The sequence below is a fragment of the Solimonas variicoloris DSM 15731 genome, assembly GCF_000382285.1.
GTDB lineage: Bacteria > Pseudomonadota > Gammaproteobacteria > Nevskiales > Nevskiaceae > Solimonas > Solimonas variicoloris.
Genome location: NZ_KB907927.1, coordinates 144,180 through 162,762 on the forward strand (window position 1 = coordinate 144,180; position 18,583 = coordinate 162,762).

An 18,583-nucleotide genomic window follows, 5' to 3' on the forward strand; every position below is an offset into this window, starting at 1 on the left:
GCCCGTCGCCGCCTCAGGCTGCCATCTGGCGAAGCATGTACTGCAGCACGCCGCCGTTCTCGTAGTACTCCCACTCCTTCGGCGTGTTGATGCGCACCCTGGCCTTGAACTTTACGGTCGAACCGTCGGCCTTGCGGGCGCTGACGCTGACTTCGCGGGCGCCGTTGACGAGGCCGTCAAAGTCGAACACTTCCGTGCCATCGAGGCCGAGGCTTTGCGCGCTCTGACCGTCGACGAAGTTCAGCGGCAGCACGCCCATGCCGACGAGGTTCGAGCGGTGGATGCGCTCGAAGCTCTCGGAAATGACCGCCTTGACGCCAAGCAGTATCGTGCCCTTGGCCGCCCAGTCTCGCGACGAACCGGTGCCGTATTCCTTGCCGGCGAGCACCACGAGCGGGGTGCCGTCGGCCTGGTATTTCATCGCCACATCGTAGATCGCCTCGACCTCGCCGGCCTTGCCGTCCTTGCCGATGTAGCGGGACACGCCGCCCTCGACGCCGGGCGTCATCGCGTTCTTGATGCGCGTGTTGGCGAAAGTGCCGCGCATCATGATCTCGTGATTGCCGCGACGCGAGCCGAAGCTGTTGAAGTCGGCCTTCCTGACGCCGTGCGCTTCCAGGTACTTGCCGGCCGGGCCGTCCTTCTTGATGTCGCCGGCCGGCGAGATGTGGTCGGTCGTGATCGAGTCGCCGAGCACGGCGAGCACGCGCGCGCCGCGAATGACGGGAATGCCCGGCACGGTTTTGGTCATGCCGACGAAGTACGGCGGGTTCTGGATGTACGTCGACTTCGGATCCCAGTGATAGGTCTCCGACTTGTGCACCTGGATCGACTGCCAGCGCTCGTCGCCCTTCAGCACGTTCGCATAGCTCTTCTTGAACAGCTCGCTGGTGACGGCCTTGGCGACCGTCTCCTGAATCTCGGCGTTCGACGGCCAGATGTCCTTGAGGTAAACGTCCTGGCCGTTCTTGCCCTTGCCGATCGGCTCGCTCGTCAGGTCGATGTCGGTGGTGCCGGCGAGCGCGTGCGCGACGACCAGTGGTGGCGAGGCGAGGTAGTTCATGCGCACGTCCTGATGGACGCGGCCCTCGAAGTTGCGGTTGCCCGACAGCACCGCCGAGACGCTCAGCGTGTTGTCCTGGATGGCCTTGCCGATCGGTTCGTCGAGCGGGCCGGAGTTGCCGATGCAGGTCGTGCAGCCGTAGGCCGAGACGTAGAAGCCGAGCGCTTCGAGGTCTTCGAGCAGGCCGGCCTTCTTCAGATATTCGGTGACGGCGAGCGAGCCTGGCGCCAGCGAAGTTTTCACCCAGGGCTGCGTGCGCAGGCCGGCGGCGCGCGCCTTGCGCGCGAGCAGGCCGGCGCCGATCAGTACCGACGGGTTCGAGGTGTTGGTGCATGAGGTGATCGCGGCGATCACGACCGCACCGTCCTTGAGCTGGAAGGTTTCGCCCTTGTGCGTGACGGTCGCCGGCCCCTTCGACGGACGCAGCTTCTGCTCGCCCTCGAAGGCCTTGCGGAAGTTGGCCTTGACGTCGGACAGCAGCACGCGGTCCTGCGGACGTTTCGGACCGGCCATCGACGGCTTGATGCTGCCGAGGTCGAGATGCAGCACGTCGCTGTACTCGGCCTCCGGCGCATCCGGCGTCCACCACATGCCCTGCGCCTGCGCGTAGGCCTTGACGACGGCGATGTGCTCCTCGCTGCGGCCGGTCAGGCGCAGATAGTTCAGCGTTTCCTCGTCGATCGGGAAAATGCCGCAGGTCGCGCCGTATTCCGGCGCCATGTTGCCGATCGTGTTGCGGTCCGACGCCGACAGATTGGCGATCGCCGGACCGAAGAACTCGACGAACTTCTCGACCACGCCGCGCTTGCGCAGCATCTCGGTGACGGTGAGCACCAGGTCGGTCGCGGTTGCGCCTTCGGCGAGCTTGCCGGTGACGCGCACGCCGATCACTTCCGGAATCAGCATCGACGAAGGCTGGCCGAGCATCGCCGCTTCCGCCTCGATGCCACCGACGCCCCAGCCGAGCACGCCGATGCCGTTGACCATCGTCGTGTGCGAGTCGGTGCCGAAGCACGAGTCGGGGTAAAGCACGCCGTCGCTGTTCTCGAAGACGACGCGGGCGAGATATTCGATGTTGACCTGGTGGACGATACCGGTATCGGGCGGCACCGCCTTGAAGTTCTTCAGCGCTTCCTGGCCCCAGCGCAGGAAGGTGTAGCGCTCCTGGTTGCGCTGGAATTCGACCTTGGCGTTGAGCTCGAGCGCGTCACGGCTGCCGTAGTAGTCGATCATCACCGAGTGGTCGATGACCAGTTCGACCGGGCACAGCGGATTGACCTTGGCCATGTCGCCGCCGAGATTCTTCATCGCGTCGCGCATCGCCGCGAGATCGACGACGCAGGGCACGCCGGTGAAGTCCTGCAGCACCACGCGCGCCGGCGTGAAGTTGATGTCCTTGTTCGGCAGTTGCTTGAGATCGGCGCCGGCGAGGGCTTCGATGTCGTCCTTCGTGGTGTTGACGCCGTCCTCCCAGCGCAGGAGGTTTTCGAGCAGGATCTTGTGCGAGTAGGGGATGCGCGAAAGCTTGTATTTCGGCTCCAGCGCCTTGAGATTGAAATACGTGTAGGTCTTGGACCCGACCGTCAAGCTGGCTTTACTCTTGAAACTGTCCGTCATGGCGCGTTTCTCGGTATGGCTGCCGGGATGCCGCAAAGGCAGCGGTGGCTGGACATGAAGGTCTCGCGTGGCGAGCTTCGGATGCACTGATCGTCGCCATTATTGCGCAGCCCGTGCGGCGGCGGTAAAAAAATGAGCCCGCCGGTCTGCACCGGCGGGCTCATTCAACCGCTTGGGTACTGCATTTCGCACCGGCGCCCCACATCGACGCCGCACGGAGACGGCGCCGATGCGCGACGGGCGGGGCTTTAGGCCACTTCCACCGACTTCGCCGTCTCCGCGTACTCTTCGATCTTGTCGAAGTTCAGGTACTGGTAGATCTTGTCGGCGTTCTTGTCGACGATGCCCATCTCGGCGAGGTACTCCTCGCGCGTCGGCAGCTTGCCCATCTTCGAGGCGATCGCCGCGAGTTCCGCCGAGCCGAGGAACACGTTGGTGTTCTTGCCGAGGCGGTTGGGGAAGTTGCGCGTCGAGGTCGAGATCGCCGTGGCGCCTTCCTTCATCTGCGCCTGGTTGCCCATGCACAGCGAGCAGCCCGGCATTTCGGTGCGCGCACCGGCCGTGCCGAAGGTGTTGTAGACGCCTTCCTGCGTGAGCTTGGCGGCATCCATCTTGGTCGGCGGGGCCACCCACAGGCGCACCGGGATGTCCTTCTTGCCCTCGAGTAGACGGCCGGCGGCGCGGAAGTGGCCGATGTTCGTCATGCACGAGCCGATGAAGGCCTCGTCGATCTTGGTGCCGGCCACTTCGGAGAGGAACTTGGCGTCATCCGGATCGTTCGGGCAGCAGACGATCGGTTCCTTGATCTCGTTGAGGTCGATCTCGATGACCGCGGCGTACTCGGCATCCTTGTCGGCTTCGAGCAGCTGCGGATTGGCGAGCCAGGCTTCCATCGCCTTGATGCGGCGTTCCAGCGTGCGCGCATCCTTGTAGCCGTCGGCGATCATGTTCTTCATCAGGACGATGTTCGAGTTCATGTACTCGATGATCGGTTCCTTGTTGAGCTTGATCGTGCAACCGGCGGCCGAGCGTTCGGCCGAGGCGTCGGACAGCTCAAAGGCCTGTTCGACCTTGAGGTTCGGCAGGCCTTCGATCTCGAGCACGCGGCCCGAGAAGATGTTCTTCTTGCCGGCCTTGGCGACGGTCAGCAGACCCGCCTTGATCGCGTACAGCGGGATCGCGTGCACGAGGTCGCGCAGCGTCACGCCCGGCTGCATCTCACCCTTGAAGCGGACCAGCACCGATTCCGGCATGTCGAGCGGCATCACGCCGGTCGCGGCGGCGAAGGCGACGAGGCCCGAGCCGGCCGGGAACGAAATGCCGATCGGGAAGCGCGTGTGCGAATCGCCGCCGGTGCCGACGGTATCCGGCAGCAGCAGGCGGTTCAGCCAGGAGTGGATGACGCCGTCGCCCGGGCGCAGCGCCACGCCGCCGCGGTTGCTGATGAAGGCCGGCAGTTCGCGATGGGTCTTGACGTCGACCGGCTTCGGATACGCGGCGGTGTGGCAGAAGGACTGCATCACCAGATCGGCCGAGAAGCCGAGGCAGGCGAGGTCCTTGAGTTCGTCGCGCGTCATCGGACCGGTGGTGTCCTGCGAGCCGACCGTCGTCATCTTCGGTTCGCAGTAGGTGCCCGGACGGATGCCCTGGCCTTCCGGCAGGCCGCAGGCGCGGCCGACCATCTTCTGCGCCAGCGTGTAGCCCTTGCCGGTGTCCTTCGGCGAAGAAGGCAGGCGGAACAGGGTCGAGGCGGGCAGGCCGAGGAATTCGCGCGCCTTGGCGGTCAGCGAGCGGCCGATGATGAGGTTGATGCGGCCGCCGGCGCGCACTTCGTCGAGCAGCACCTGGCTCTTGAGTTCGAAGTTGGCGGCGACGGCGCCGTCCTTTTCGATCTTGCCTTCGTACGGGAAGATGTCGAGGACATCGCCCATTTCAAACTTGGAAACGTCGACTTCGATCGGCAGCGAGCCCGAGTCTTCCTGGGTGTTGAAGAAGATCGGCGCGATCTTGCCGCCGAGCGTCACGCCGCCGTAGCGCTTGTTCGGCACGAACGGGATGTCTTCGCCGGTCGCCCAGATCACGCTGTTGGTCGCCGACTTGCGCGACGAGCCGGTGCCGACCACGTCGCCGACGTAGGCAACGACGTTGCCCTTCTTCTTGAGGTCCTCGATGAACTGGATCGGGCCGCGCTTGCCTTCCTCTTCCGGCTTGAAGGCGGCGTCCGGGCGGACCATCTTCAGCATCGCGAGGTAGTGCAGCGGGATGTCCGGGCGGCTCCACGCATCCGGCGCCGGCGACAGGTCGTCGGTGTTGGTCTCGCCCGGCACCTTGAACACGGTGACGGTGATCTTCTTGGCGACTTCCGGGCGGCTGGTGAACCACTCGGCGTCGGCCCAGGACTGGATCACGGCCTTGGCGTTGGCATTGCCGGCCTTGGCCAGCTCGGCGACATCGTGGAAGAAGTCGAACATCAGCAGCGTCTTCTTCAGCGCGTCGGCGGCAACGGCGCCGACTTCGGCGTCGGCCAGCAGCTCGATCAGCGGCTTGACGTTGTAGCCGCCGACCATCGTGCCGAGCAGTTCGGTGGCCTTGGCGCGCGAAATCAGGCCGACCTTGATGTCGCCGTGGGCGACGGCGGCGAGGAACGATGCCTTGACCTTGGCGGCGTCATCGACGCCCGGCGGCACGCGGTGCGTGAGCAGGTCCACGAGGAAAGCCTCTTCGCCCGCCGGCGGGTTCTTGATCAGTTCGATCACTTCGGCGGTCTGCTGTGCGGTCAGCGGCAGCGGCGGAATGCCGAGAGCGGCGCGCTCGGCAAGGTGTTGGCGATAGGCTTGCAGCATGGTGTTTGGCGGTCCGGTTTCGAAAGAACGGGGATCTGCGGCCGCGCCATCACCCTGGAATCCGCAACGCTGGGGCTCACGGGGCGCTGCGCGCCGCGACCGCCATTGTAGCATCGGACGCTTTCGCGGAGCGCGGCTTGAAGCGCACGGCTGCGGCCGATGCGCTGCCGGCGCGGCCGTTTCAGCCCGCCGCGCGGCGTTCGAACAGCGCGCGGACGATGTCGCGGTGGGCGTGGCGGTCGAGCCGGTAGCCCCACAGCGCGACCATCGACAGCAGCGCGCCGGCCGCCGGAATCAGCGCGACGCTGCTGCGGATCGCCTGCAGCGCGCCAGCCTGCTGTGTCTGGTTGGCGACAAAGCCGCTGGCATCGAACAGCAGGCCCAGCAGCAGCGCCGACAGGCCGATCGCGATTTTCTGCGTGAACGAGGCGATGCCGAAAACCTTGGCCTCGTCGCGGCGGCCGAAATGCCACTCGTTGTACTCGACGGTGTCCGGCAGCATGGCCCAGAAGCAGATGGCATGCGAGGTCATGCTGAGCGCCACCGCGGTCAGCAGCGCGATCGACAGCGGCAGCGGCAAATCGACCGGCAAGGCCAGCGGCAGCGCCGCCGCCGCGGTCGCCACGCTACCGAGCAGCCAGCCGGCGCGCTTGCTGGTGCGGCGGATGATCCAGACCCAAAGCGGTGCGCTGACGACGCTGACCGCCGTCAGCAGCGGCACCGCGTAAGGAATCAGCGCCTCGGCGCCGAGCACGTACTTGAAGAAGTACACCAGCGTGCGCGTATGCAGCGTCAGGGTCAGCGAGATCACGAACTTGCCGGCCAGCAGGCGCAGCAGCGGCGGGCTGGCGCGGACCACGCGCAGGAAGGCGAGGGCGTCCGGCACGAAGGTGCGGGCGTGCGCCGCGCTGACCGCGGCACGCGGGCGCTCATGGACGGCCGCGAAACAGGCGACGAAGCTCGCCGTCGCCAGGGCGCCGATCAGCGCCGCCGCCGCGGTGTACGCGGCGTGACCGGCGCCGAACGCCGCGGCCAGACTCGGCAGCAGATAGGCGACCGCGGCGCCGCCGAGGAAAGCCAGCTGCATGCGCAGGCCGGTCAGCGCGGTGCGCTCGTCGCTGTCCTCGGTGATCGCGACCGACAGCGAGCTGTACGGAATGGCGACCGCCGTATAGAGGGTGCGCACGATGATGTGCGTGACGAGCGTGTAGGCGAGGAGCCAGGGCAGCGGCAGTGCCGGGCCGGAAAAGGCCAGTGCGAACGCCAGCGCCAGCGGCACCGAACCGTACAGCAGGAAGCTGCGGTAGTTGCCAAGGCGGCCGCGCACGCGGTCGGCGACGACGCCCATCAAGGGGTCGCTGACGCAGTCCCACAGCGATGCGACGAAGAACGACAGGCCGGCCCATGCCACCGGAATGCCGAGCACGTCGGTGTAGAAGAAGATCAGGAACAGGCCCAGGCCCTGCCAGTACAGGTTGAGGCCGAAATCGCCGACTGCGAAGCCGAGCCGCTCGCGCAGCGGCAGGCCGCGACGCGCACGAACGCTGGCGGACGGCGGCTGCGGCATGCTTCCCCCTGGAACGGTCATCGGCGGGCAACGGTCGGCGACGATGGCGCAGTCTCGCACGCACCGCCGGGCCACGAAACTTCTGCAGCGCTACCATAACGGACAGACGTGGCGCGACAGCGCGAAGGGAAGGCGATGAAGCCAGGCGACCGCAAACCGACGATCAACGATGTAGCCCGCCTCGCCGGGGTTTCGATCAAGACCGTTTCACGCGTCATCAACAAGGAGCCGAACGTTCGCGACGAAGTGCGCGAGCGCGTGCTGCGTGCGACGACGCAGCTCGGCTATCGGCCGAACTTTTCGGCGCGCAGCCTCGCCGGGCAGCGCTCGTATCTGGTCGGCTACCTGTTCGGCGATGCCGGCGGCGACTACGCGCACCGCGTCGAAGTCGGCATCCTCGACCGCTGCCGCGCCGCCGGCTATCACCTGCTGGTCGAACAGATCGACGCCGCGGCGCCCGACGTCGCCGAACGCACCGCGGCGCTGGTCACCCAGCTGCGCCTCGATGGTGTCGTGCTGACGCCGCCGATCACCGACCATGCCGATGTGCTGCGCGTGCTGCGCGAGGTCGGCGTGCCGTACGTGCGCATCGCGCCGGACCGCCACGACGACGTCTCGCCGTTCGTCGAGATCGACGACGAGGCGGCCGCCTGCGAGCTGACCACGCATCTGATCGGCCTCGGCCACCGCCGCATCGGTTTCATCAAGGGCGACCCCGGCCATGCCGCGGCGCGCCTGCGCTACGACGGCTTCTGCCGGGCCCTGCGCGAGCACGGCCTCGAACTGCAGCCCGCGTTCATCGGCCAGGGCGATTTCTCTTATGCCTCGGGGCTCGCGGCGGCGCGTGGCCTGCTGCGCGGCGACCAGCGGCCGAGCGCGGTGTTCGCCGGCAACGACGACATGGCGGCGGCGGTGATCGCCGTTGCGCACGAGGCCGGCCTGCGCGTGCCGGGCGAGCTGTCGGTGGTCGGCTTCGATGATGCACCGATCGCCGGCGTGGTCTGGCCGCCGCTGACGACGGTCCGTCAGCCGATCGTGCGGATGGCCGAGACCGCCGCCGAGCTGCTGCTGACGCGGGCCGCGCCGAAGCGCGGCGGCGAAGCCGGCGAGACACCGCCGCGACACCGGCTTGCCTACGAGATCTGTCTGCGCCGTTCGACCGCGCCGCCGGCCTGAACGACGGCGCCCCGGACGCAGCCGGGGTGCCGTTGCCGCCATGGTGATCCCGTGCCGGGACCCGATGCCGCGGGCTAGAACTCGATGCCGAAGTTGGCGCCGAAGGTCCGCGGCGGCAGGTACTGCGCCTGCCAGACGCCGAAGGCGTTCTGGGCGCTGGTCTTGACGTCGTCGTCCTCGAGGTTGCGCACGTAGACGTCGACATACCAGGGCTGCTGCGCCGCCGCCGTGTAGCGCAGCGCCAGATCGGTGCGCGTGTAGGCATCCTGGCGGTCGCCCTCGCCGAGGTTGAAAACGCTGAGCCAGCTCGCCGTCTCGTAGTGGACTGCGACGCGCGGCGCCAGCACCGCGCCGTTGCCGAGATGGAACTTGTGCTCGTACAGCAGCTGCGCGGCAAAGCTCGGCGCGTGCGGCAGCTCGTTGTCGGTGACGTCGAGGCAGCTGCTGACGCCGGCGACCGGGTTGCCGTGGCGGTCGACGCAGGGGGCGGGCAGCGCGTAGTCGTTGCTGCCGGCGATCAGCTCGCCGAGCTGGGTGTGCGTGTAGGCCATCGACAGCTGCACGCGATCGTCGCGCGTGATCCGGGCGGCGAGCTCGGATTCGATGCCCCAGACCTTGGCGCCTTCGGCGTTCGAGGTCGCCAGCGAATGGGTGCCGTCGGGGTTGGTGACCGGGGCGCTGAACTGGAAGTCGGTGAAGTCCTCGTAGTAGACGGCGTTATTCCACGTCAGCTTGCCGCCGAAGAAGGTGTTCTTGATACCGAGCTCGTAGTTCGTCAGCTCTTCCGGCCCGTACTCGCGGCCGCCGTCCTGCAGGCCGCCCGACTTGTAGCCGGTCGAGACGCTGGCGTAGCCGAGGAAGTCCTTGCTGAAGTCGTAGGACACGCGCGCCAGCCAGGTCAGCTTGTTGCCGCTGTAGTGGCCGTCGTTGTGCTGGTAGGCGGTGAAGCCCGAACCCGGCGCGCGCGGGTCGGTGCTCGGGTCGATCGGCACCTCGCCGAGCGCCGGCGGATTGTTGGCCGGATCCCAGCCGTTGTTGGTGCCGCCTTCGTTCTTGCGGTCGTCGGCGGTGTAGCGCAGGCCGCCGGTCAGGTGCAACGCGTCCGTCAGGTTCCAGGTCGCCTGGCCGAACACGGCCTTCGAATCGACCGTCTCCTTCGGCTGGATGAACGAGCCCTGCCACGACACCGTGCCCTGCTGGGTGCCGTTGAAGATCGGGATGTCGAAGCGGATGCCGTTGTCCTCGGCGGCGTAGTAGAGGCCGAGGATCCAGTCGACGGTGTGCTGGCCGCGCGACTGCAGCTGCAGCTCGTGGCTCTGGTTCTTGTACGTCGACCAGTTGGTGCGGTCCTCCTGGAAGGTGGCACCGCTGGCGAAACTGGTCGGCGCCAGCGCGCCGCCGTCCTGATCGAACGTCGACTGGCCGGAGTAGCGCGAGAAGCCGGCGATGTAGGCGAACTCGAGATCGTCGCTGATCGTGTAGTCGACGCGGCTGCGCAGCGTCGTCACGTCGCGGTCGACGTAGGGCGCGGTGTCGATCAGCGCCGACCAGCGGTCCTGGCCGGCGCGTGGCGTCTGCATCAGGTTCATGTTGGGGGTGCCGCGGTCGACGAAGTATTCGTACGACAGCGTCCAGCTCAGCCTGTCGAGCGGCTGCCAGAGCGCGCTGACGCGCAGCGCGCTCTGATCCTGCGCGTTGTACTTGTCGCCGCCCTGCACGAACAGGTTCGGATCGATCGCTTCGAACGGCTTGGTGCCGCCGCTGGCGGCGTAGGCGGCCTGCTGCTCGGCGAGGCTCGGCAGCTTCGGCGACTGGTAGTCGACGTAGCCGTCGTGCTGCTCGTGCACGAAGGCCAGGCGCACCGCCAGCGTGTCGGCCAGCGGCAGATTCAGCGCGCCGCGCGCGCCGAAGCGGGCATAGTCGCCGATGCCGCCTTCGAGCGCGGCCGAGGTCTGGCCGAGCACCGGCTTGGCGGTCTGCATATTGACCGCGCCGACCGTCGAGTTGCGGCCCCACAGCGTGCCCTGCGGTCCGCGCAGGACCTCGATTGCGCTCATGTCGAACAGCAGCGAGGTCGCGCCCTCGGCGCGTGGCGAGTAGATGCCGTCGACGAAGATCGCGACCTCCGGATCGGCGTACTCGGTCTTGGCGCTGTCGTTGCCGATGCCGCGCATCGTCATCGTGATGACGCCGTGGTCGCCCTGCGTCGTCGCCTGGAAGCTCGGCACGAGATGGACCACGTCCTGCACGGTCTGTACGTGGGCGTCGGCGAGGGCCTGCGCATCGAGCGCGGTGACGGCGACCGGCGTGTCCTGCAGCGAGGTCGTGCGCTTGGTGGCGGTGACGATGACCTCGGCGATCGCGTCGTCGGCGGGCGCGGCCCCGGCCGCCGGCGCCGCCGCTTCCTGCGCGCGCGCGGCCTGCGTTCCGGCGAGAAAGGCCAGCGCGGCGGCCTGTGTCGTGAACAGTCCGGTCTTCTTGCGGAACGTGAAATCCCTACGGCCCATCGGTATCTCCTCTCGTGGCGTGGCGCCTTATGTCTTGAACGGTCCGCGCACATGGGCGCCGCCGTTCTTGTATTGGCGGCGATGCTGCCGCCAAAAGACAACGCTGTTAATAGGTCAAGGAAGGCGCCTGCGTGCCGCTGCCAGGCAGAACCGGAAGCCGCGCAGCGGCTGTCATCAGACACAATGACAGCGCTATCATCGGCGGATAGAAGCGGTTCGAACCGCGCAGGAGGAGAAACGGATGCTCAAGAACCTGCTGATCGTCGGCGGCGGTACTGCCGGCTGGCTGACGGCGGCGCTGCTGTCGAAGCTGCTGGCGACCGGTCGCGGCGGCGTGGCGATCACCCTGGTCGAGTCGCCTGAGATCGCGACCGTCGGCGTCGGCGAGGGGACCTTCCCGTCGATTCGCGGCACGCTGGCGAGCATCGGCCTGTCCGAGGCCGACTTCCTGCGCGGCAGTCACGGCGCGTTCAAGCAGGGCATCCACTCCGCCGACTGGGTACGTGCGCCGGGCACCCCAGGCATGCCCAGCTACTTTCATCCGTTCAGTCTGCCGAGCCAGCGCGGTTCGCTGGAGCTGCTGCCGTACTGGTTGCTCGGCGCGGCCGGCGATGTGCCGTTCGCCGAGGCCGTGACGCTGCAGAAGACGCTGACCGACGCGCGCCGCGGTCCGAAGCGTATCGCCGACGGCGACTACGAAGGCGCGATGAACTATGCCTACCACTTCGACGCCGCCTGCTTCGCCCAGGTGCTCGCCGCGCACGCCCGGCGCGCCGGCGTCGAGCACGTGCTGGCGACCGTCGAGCGTGTCGAGCTCGGCGAGGACGGTCATATCGCGGCCGTGCATACGCGCGAGCGCGGCGCGCTGCGCGCCGATCTCTATGTCGACTGCACCGGCTTTCGCGCGGCGCTGATCGGCGAAGCGCTCGGCACGCGCTTCCAGGGCATGAACGGCGTGCTGTTCAACGACCGCGCGCTGGCGATGCAGGTGCCGTATGCGCGGCCCGACGCGCCGATCGCTTCGTACACGATTGCCAGCGCACAGGAATGCGGCTGGATCTGGGACATCGGTCTGCAGCAGCGCCGCGGGGTCGGCTACGTCTATTCGAGCCGCTATTGCGATGACGCGTGTGCCGAGGCGGTGCTGCGCCGCTACGTCGGCGCCGCCGGCGATGGCCTGCCGGTCCAGCCGATCCGGCTGCGCGTCGGCTATCGCGAGACGCCGTGGTTCCGCAATTGCGTCGCGGTCGGCCTGGCCGGCGGTTTCGTCGAGCCGCTGGAATCATCGGGCATCGGCCTGATCGAGACGGCGGCCTACCTGATCGGCCACCTGTTCCCGCATGGCGGCGAGCTGGCGGCGACGGCGCGGCTCTTCAACCGCCTGATGGTCGGGCGCTACCGCCGCATCTTCGACTTCATCAAGCTGCACTACTGCCTGACGCAGCGCCGCGATACGCCGTTCTGGATCGACAACGCCGACCCGCGCAGCGTGCCGGACGCCTTGCGCGAGAAACTGGCGATGTGGCGCACGCGGCCGCCGCATCGCCTCGATTTCGTCACCGATCTGGAGATGTACCTGCCGGCCAGCTGGCAGTACGTGCTCTACGGCATGGAGTTCCGCACCGATCTGGCCGCACGCCGCTCAAGTTATCCGCGCTACGACGAAGCGCAGCGCGAATTCCGCATGATCCGCGAGGTCGCCCGCCATGCGCTGAGCGATCTGCCGGATCATCGCGCGCTGGTCGAGCGGCTATGCACCGGCGTGGCGCCGCAGCTGGCGCGCGGCACCTGAGTCCGCGTCAGCCGGATTTTCGCGAGCAGGTGTTGATGCCGAGGATGCGATACAGCGGGCAGATGCCGATCGTGCCGGTGATCAGCGGAATCAGGCCGAGCAGGCCATACCAGTGCGCTTTGCCGTCGCCGAACACGAAGAAGGCGAGCAGCACGACGCCGAGCGCGATGCGGACGAGGCGATCGGTGGAACCGACGTTATTGCTCATCATGGGAACGATGCTCCGGAGCGTGGTTCAGGCGGTGGCCGTGCCCGGCTGCAGCGCCGGGGCCATTTCCTCGTAGGCGGCGACCGCGTTGGCGGCATACATCAGCGACGGCCCGCCGCCCATGTAGACGGCCATGCCGAGCGCCTCCTCGATCTCGAGGCGGGTCGCGCCGGCCTTCAGCAGGGCCTGCATGTGAAAGCCGATGCAGGCGTCGCAGTGCGCGGCGACGCCCAGCGCCAAGGCGATCAGCTCCTTGGTCTTGGTGTCGAGCGCGCCCGGCTGGGTCGCGGTGCGCGCCAGCGCGCTGAAGCCGGCCAGCGGTTCGGGAATGTCGGCGCGCAGCTTGGCCAGATTGCGCGAAACCTCACGCGTGAGGTCCGTGTACTTCCGGGCGCCGTCGGCCATGCCGCACTCCTTGATCGATTCAGTGTGCGATAGGGTCATCGCCGCGCGAGCGCGGAGCATTGATCGGCATCAAGCCTCGCGTCTTATGGGCAGAAGCCGTCGCCGGGATTCGAGTCGAGCTGTAGTTCGGTGAAGCTCAGTGCGAAGCGGCCTGCCGTCGACAGCTCGAACGGACGTTCGACTTTGGCGAGGTCGGCGCCGGCCGCGGCGAAGCAGGCGAGCTTGATGCGCGCGGTGCGCCACACGCCCGGCGGGGCCTGCGCGAACAGGGCGGTGGCGTCGAGTGTCGCGCCGCAGCTTTCGCCGCAGCCGAGGTGCAGGCGCACCGGCGCATCCGGCGCGGCGTCGACGCGGTATTCGAGCCGCAGCACCATGTCGCCGTTGGCCTGGCGGCGCAGGTCGGTCGGCGGGCCTTCGACGTAGACCGCGGCCTCGCCGTCGCCGCGCCAGCGCAGCGACTTGGCGTCCTCCTGCGCACCGGCGTCGGTCGAGCGCACCTGCAGCCGGCCCTGCGGCGTCGTCTGCTGCGAGGCCTGCAGATCGACCGCGCCGCCGGCGTCGCGCGCGCGCAGCTGCCAGGGCGGCGTGCTGCGGCCGCGCGCGTAGTAGTTGCTGCGGTTGACGAGCGCCGAGGCGGGTACGCCAGAAGCTTCGCTCAGCATCGGCACGCTCGCCGTGTCGGCATCGCGCAGGCCGTAGCCGAACGAGAACAGCGGGTCGTAGCCGGGATCGCCGCGGTTCAGCACCGTCTGCGCGGCGCTGCGCGGCCACGACGACGGCAGCCGGCCGCGGAAGTCATGGGCGATGCGTCCCTGGCGGTCGCGGAACAGCAGATCGGCGATCGCCGCGCCTTCCGAGCCGGGCAGCCAGGCGGCGACGAAGGCCTGCGAGGCGTTGATCTCCGGATTGACCCACAGCGGGCGGCCGGACAGGAAGACCGAGACGACCGGGATGCCGGCGTCGCGCAGGCGCCGCAGCAGCGCGAGGTCGCGCTTGTCTCCAGCCTGGTATTCGAGCGTGTCGAGATCGCCCTGGAACTCGGCGTACGGCAGCTCGCCGTAGACGACGATGGCGACGTCGGGCTTGGTCGCGTAGCGGCCGTCGGCGCTGTATTCGACCTCGCCGCCGGCTTCATGCACCGCAGCGCGGATGCCGTCGAGGATCGTCGTCGCCTGCGGGAAGTCGGCGCGCGTGTTGCCGGTGCCCTGCCAGGAGAGCGTCCAGCCGCCGGCCTGGCGCGCCACGTCGTCGGCGGCGTCGCCGGCGACCAGCACGCGCTGCTGCGGCCGCAGCGGCAACAGCCGCTCGTTGTTCTTCAGCAGCACCAGCGATTCGCGCGCCGCTTCGCGGGCCAGCGCGCGGTGCGCCGGACTGCCGAGTTCGTCGTCGTGCCCGGCGAGCGGCCGCCGCGACGGTGCGCCCTTGTCGAACAATCCGGCGAGCAGCTTGACGCGCAGGATGCGGCGCACGGCGTCGTCGATGCGCGCCGCCGGAATCTCGCCGTGTCGCGCCTGCTCCAGCGTGTTCGTGTACAGGCCGCGCCAGCCGTCGGCCGCCATCGCCATGTCGATGCCGGCGTTGAACGCCGCCGCGCAGCTCTCCTTCGTGCAACCGGGGATCTGGCTATGCGCGTTCCAGTCGCTGACGACGATGCCGGCGAAGCCCATGCGCTGCTTGAGGATCGTCGTCAGCAGATCGCGGCTGCCGGCGAGCTTTTCGCCGCGCCAGCTGCTGAACGAGGCCATCACCGTCAGGCTGCCGGCGGCGAGCGCCGGCGGATAGCCGGCGTTGTCGATGCGGATCAGCTCCGCCTCGTCGGCGCGGTTGTCGCCCTGGTCGATGCCGCCATCGGTGCCGCCGTCGCCGAGGTAGTGCTTGGCCGAGGCGATGGTGCGCGTCGCGTCCATGAATCCGGCGCTGCCGTAGCGGCCCTGCAGGCCTTCGACGATCGCCGCCGCGTAGTCGCGCACCAGGTCCGGATCTTCGGAATAGCTTTCGTAGGCGCGGCCCCAGCGATCGTCGCGGACCACGGCCAGCGTCGGCGCGAAGCTCCAGTCCAGGCCGACCGCCGCCACTTCGCGCGCCGTCGCCGCGCCGATGCGCCGCACCAGCTCCGGATCGCGGGTCGCGCCGAGGCCGATGTTGTGCGGAAACAGCGTGGCGCCGATCAGGTTGTTGTTGCCGTGGATGGCGTCGATGCCGAACATCACCGGCACCGGCGTGTGGCCGGGCCGCGCTTCGGTGGACACGCGCCAGAACGCGTCGGCGAGCGCGAGCCACTGCGCCGGCGGCGCGCGGTCGTTGCCGCCGGGGCCCGAATTGCCGCCGGCCAGCACCGAGCCGAGCGGATAGGCGCGCAGGTCCTCGGGCGTGATCGTCGAAATGTCGCCCTGGATCATCTGGCCGATCTTTTCATCGAGCGACATGCCGGCCATCAGCGCCGTGATGCGCGCCTCGAGCGCCGGATCGCGGTCGAGCGCCGCGGCGGGATGATCCGGCCACAGCGCCGGATGGACACGGGCGTCATCGGGCGCGGCGACTGCCGCGGCGGCGACCGGCGGCAACGGCGGATGGCCGCACGCGGCCGCGAGCGCCGTTGATGCGAACAGGACCGCGCGGGCGCCGCGCTGCAGCTCAGCGCGCATGGCCGGCCTCGATCACGCCCAGCGCTGCCGCCGGTGCGGGCCGGCTCCAGATTTCCTGCATCTGTTCGAGCGTGCGGCCCTTGGTTTCGGGCACGAGCTTCCAGACGAACAGCGCCGCGGCGAGGCTCATCGTGCCGTACAGCCAGTACGCGAAGCCGTGGTGGAAGGCGGCGTTGAGCACCGAATTGCCGTCGAGCACCTTGAAGCTCCACGACACCAGCAGATTGGCGATCCATTGCGCGGCGACGGCGATCGCCATGGCCTTGCCCTTGATCGCGTTCGGGAAGATTTCGGCGAGCAGGATCCAGACGATCGGCCCCCACGAGAACGCGAAGCCGGCGATGTAGACGATCATCGCCACCAGCGCCGCCAGTCCCAGATGCTGGTTCGCGAACAGAGTGCCGAGCGTCAGCATCGCCGCGGCCATCACCAGCGCACCCCACAGCATCAGCGGCTTGCGGCCCCAGTGGTCGACCTTGAAGGTCGCCACCAGCGTGAAGGCGACGTTGGCGATGCCGACGATCACGGTCTGCCACAAGGCGCTGTCGGTGCTCGCGCCCATGTTCTGGAACATCAGCGGCGCGTAATACAGCACCGCATTGATGCCGACCAGCTGCTGGAACACCGACAGCAGCACGCCGACGATCACGACCTTGCGGCCGAATGCGAACAGCGGCTCGCGCGATACCACCAGGCTGGCCTCGATCTCGCGCAGCGTCTGCTGCGGGCGGGCTTCGCCGAGCCGGCCGAGGATCGCCAGCGCGTCGGCGTCGCGGCGGCGCATGACCAGCCAGCGCGGCGTATCCGGAGCCTTGAGCAGCAGCAGCACGAACAGCAGGCTGGGGATCGCCTCGGAAGCGAACATCCAGCGCCAGCCCCAGGCATGCAGCCAGGCTTCGTCGCCGGTGCGCGCGATCGCCCAGTTCACGAAGTAGACGCCGACGATGCCGATCACGATCGCGATCTGGTTCAGCGACACCAGCTTGCCGCGCGCGGCGGCCGGCGCGATCTCGGCGATGTAGAGCGGCGAGACCAGCGAGGCGATGCCGACGCCGAGGCCGAGGCCGAGGCCGCCGATGATGCGGTAGATGTTGAACGGCAGCAGCGCGTCGGGGCCGAGCCCGCCGATCGGGCCGAGGCCCAGCTCCGGCAGCGCCGAGCCGATCGAACAGAGCAGGAACAGCAGCGCCGCGACGATCAGCGTCGTGCGCCGACCGAAGCGGTCGGCGAGCGCGCCGGCGATCGCGCCGCCGAAGACGCAGCCGAACAGCGCGCTCGCCACCGTCAGGCCCGACAAGGACGAACGCGCCGTTTCCGACAGGCCGCGCGGATCGATGAAGTTGGCGTCGATCGAGGCGATCGCGCCCGAGATCACCGCCGTGTCGTAGCCGAACAGCAGGCCGCCGAGCGTCGCGATCAGCGTCAGGCTGAGAGTCAAAGGGGGTACGCGCGGCGGCATCGGGTTCTCCTCCGGACCGGTCTTGGCCGGTCGCTGTATGCGCTTCGGGGCGAAGCGGAGCTAAGATCGATGCAAAAGACAACGCTGTCAAGTCCAAGTAAACAGCGGCTTGCAGTGATCTCTCGGAAGCTGGCGCAGCGCCTTTGCGGCGCCCGGGACGCCGCGAGCGCGGCGCGCGGATCAGCCCGCTCGGGTCTAGTGGTCCGCCGCCGTGAGCGGCTGTGCGGACTCGATCTCGCCGCCGCCGAGGCATTCGTCGCCGTCGTAGAGCACCACGTACTGGCCGGGCACGGCGGCGCGCTGCGCGTCGGCGAAGCGCACGCGCACGCGGTTGTCGGGCAGCGACTCGGCGCTGCAGTCCTGCAGTTTCTGACGATGGCGGATGCGCGCCTGCAGCCGGGGCGGCAGCGGCAGCGGCTGGCGAATCCAGTGGAACGGCGCGGCGAGCAGTTCGCGCGTCATCAGCAGCGGATGTGCAGGGTCCTGCGCGGCGATCAGCCGGTTGCGCGCGGCGTCCTTGGCCACCACGTACCACGCCGCCTCGCGCGCGCCGCGCGTGCCGCCGACACCGAGCCCGCGACGCTGTCCGAGCGTGTAGTACATCAGGCCCTGGTGGCGGCCGATCACGCGGCCCTGGTCGTCGACGATCTCGCCGGGGTCGGGTTTCAGATACGCCGACAGGAACTCGCGGAACTCGCGCTCGCCGATGAAGCAGATGCCGGTCGAATCCTTCTTGCGGTGCACCGGCAGGCCGGCGCGCGTGGCGATCGCGCGCACTTCCGGCTTGGTCAGCGCGCCGATCGGGAACAGCACGCGCTCGAACTGCGCGCGCTCGACGGCGGCGAGGAAATAGGTCTGGTCCTTGTTGTCGTCGACCGCGCGCAGCAGGCGCGGGCCGTCGCGGCCGTGTTCGATGCGCGCGTAATGGCCGGTCGCGACGAAATCGGCGCCGAGGCGCAGCGCGTGCTCGCGAAACGGCGCGAACTTCACTTCGCGATTGCAGAGCACGTCGGGATTCGGTGTCTTGCCGGCGGCGTAGTCGGCGAGAAACCTGGCGAACACGCGCTCGCGATACTCGCGCGAGAAGTCGGCACGGTGCAGCGGGATGCCGAGTTCCTCGCAGACGGCGCGCGCGTCCTGGAAATCATCGGCGGCGCTGCAGTAGCCCTGTTCGTCCTCGGTCCAGTTGACCATGAACAGGCCCGATACGCGGTAGCCCTGTTCTTTCAGCAGATAGGCGCTGACGGAGGAATCGACGCCGCCGGACAGACCGACGACGACATGCGGCGCGCTCACGTCGC

Annotated in this window: 11 protein-coding genes; 2 read left to right on the top strand and 9 right to left on the bottom strand. The window is 68.4% G+C overall.

The window, feature by feature from the left end; all coding sequences use genetic code 11:
- Positions 1-13: 13 nt before the first annotated feature.
- The 3 genes from acnA to H149_RS21995 form a co-directional block, all read right to left on the bottom strand.
- On the bottom strand, positions 14-2,680 hold the full coding sequence (gene acnA, locus H149_RS0105365) for an aconitate hydratase AcnA (RefSeq protein ID WP_026352881.1): 2,667 nt from the start codon (positions 2,678-2,680) through the stop codon (positions 14-16).
- Between the two features lie 248 nt (positions 2,681-2,928).
- Positions 2,929-5,523, bottom strand: coding sequence for a bifunctional aconitate hydratase 2/2-methylisocitrate dehydratase (acnB, locus tag H149_RS0105370; RefSeq protein WP_020648716.1), 2,595 nt, complete (start codon positions 5,521-5,523; stop codon positions 2,929-2,931).
- Between the two features lie 181 nt (positions 5,524-5,704).
- The gene (locus tag H149_RS21995; RefSeq protein ID WP_020648717.1) at positions 5,705-7,090 is read right to left on the bottom strand and encodes an MFS transporter; all 1,386 of its coding nucleotides are present in this window, start codon (positions 7,088-7,090) and stop codon (positions 5,705-5,707) included.
- A gap of 135 nt (positions 7,091-7,225) precedes the next feature.
- On the opposite strand from H149_RS21995, the gene H149_RS0105380 reads away from it, so the two are divergent.
- Positions 7,226-8,266, top strand: coding sequence for a LacI family DNA-binding transcriptional regulator (locus H149_RS0105380; RefSeq protein ID WP_020648718.1), 1,041 nt, complete (start codon positions 7,226-7,228; stop codon positions 8,264-8,266).
- Between the two features lie 74 nt (positions 8,267-8,340).
- Here the strand turns inward: H149_RS0105380 and H149_RS19785 are convergent, their stop codons facing one another.
- Positions 8,341-10,773, bottom strand: a complete 2,433-nt coding sequence (locus H149_RS19785) for a TonB-dependent receptor (RefSeq protein WP_020648719.1) — start codon at positions 10,771-10,773, stop codon at positions 8,341-8,343.
- Between the two features lie 241 nt (positions 10,774-11,014).
- On the opposite strand from H149_RS19785, the gene H149_RS19790 reads away from it, so the two are divergent.
- Complete coding sequence (locus tag H149_RS19790) at positions 11,015-12,565, top strand: tryptophan halogenase family protein (RefSeq protein WP_020648720.1); 1,551 nt, start codon at positions 11,015-11,017, stop codon at positions 12,563-12,565.
- A gap of 7 nt (positions 12,566-12,572) precedes the next feature.
- Here the strand turns inward: H149_RS19790 and H149_RS0105395 are convergent, their stop codons facing one another.
- The 5 genes from H149_RS0105395 to mnmA form a co-directional block, all read right to left on the bottom strand.
- Positions 12,573-12,776, bottom strand: coding sequence for a YgaP family membrane protein (locus H149_RS0105395; protein ID WP_020648721.1), 204 nt, complete (start codon positions 12,774-12,776; stop codon positions 12,573-12,575).
- 24 nt (positions 12,777-12,800) lie between these two features.
- A complete protein-coding gene (locus H149_RS0105400; RefSeq protein WP_020648722.1) occupies positions 12,801-13,178 on the bottom strand; it encodes a carboxymuconolactone decarboxylase family protein in 378 nt (125 codons plus the stop codon).
- Between the two features lie 83 nt (positions 13,179-13,261).
- A complete protein-coding gene (locus H149_RS0105405) occupies positions 13,262-15,823 on the bottom strand; it encodes a glycoside hydrolase family 3 protein (protein WP_020648723.1) in 2,562 nt (853 codons plus the stop codon).
- A complete protein-coding gene (gene xylE / locus H149_RS0105410) occupies positions 15,813-17,282 on the bottom strand; it encodes a D-xylose transporter XylE (RefSeq protein ID WP_039748096.1) in 1,470 nt (489 codons plus the stop codon). The genes H149_RS0105405 and xylE overlap by 11 nt, the downstream gene beginning before the upstream one ends.
- 195 nt (positions 17,283-17,477) lie before the next feature.
- Positions 17,478-18,578, bottom strand: coding sequence for a tRNA 2-thiouridine(34) synthase MnmA (gene mnmA, locus H149_RS0105415; protein WP_020648725.1), 1,101 nt, complete (start codon positions 18,576-18,578; stop codon positions 17,478-17,480).
- Positions 18,579-18,583: the final 5 nt, after the last annotated feature.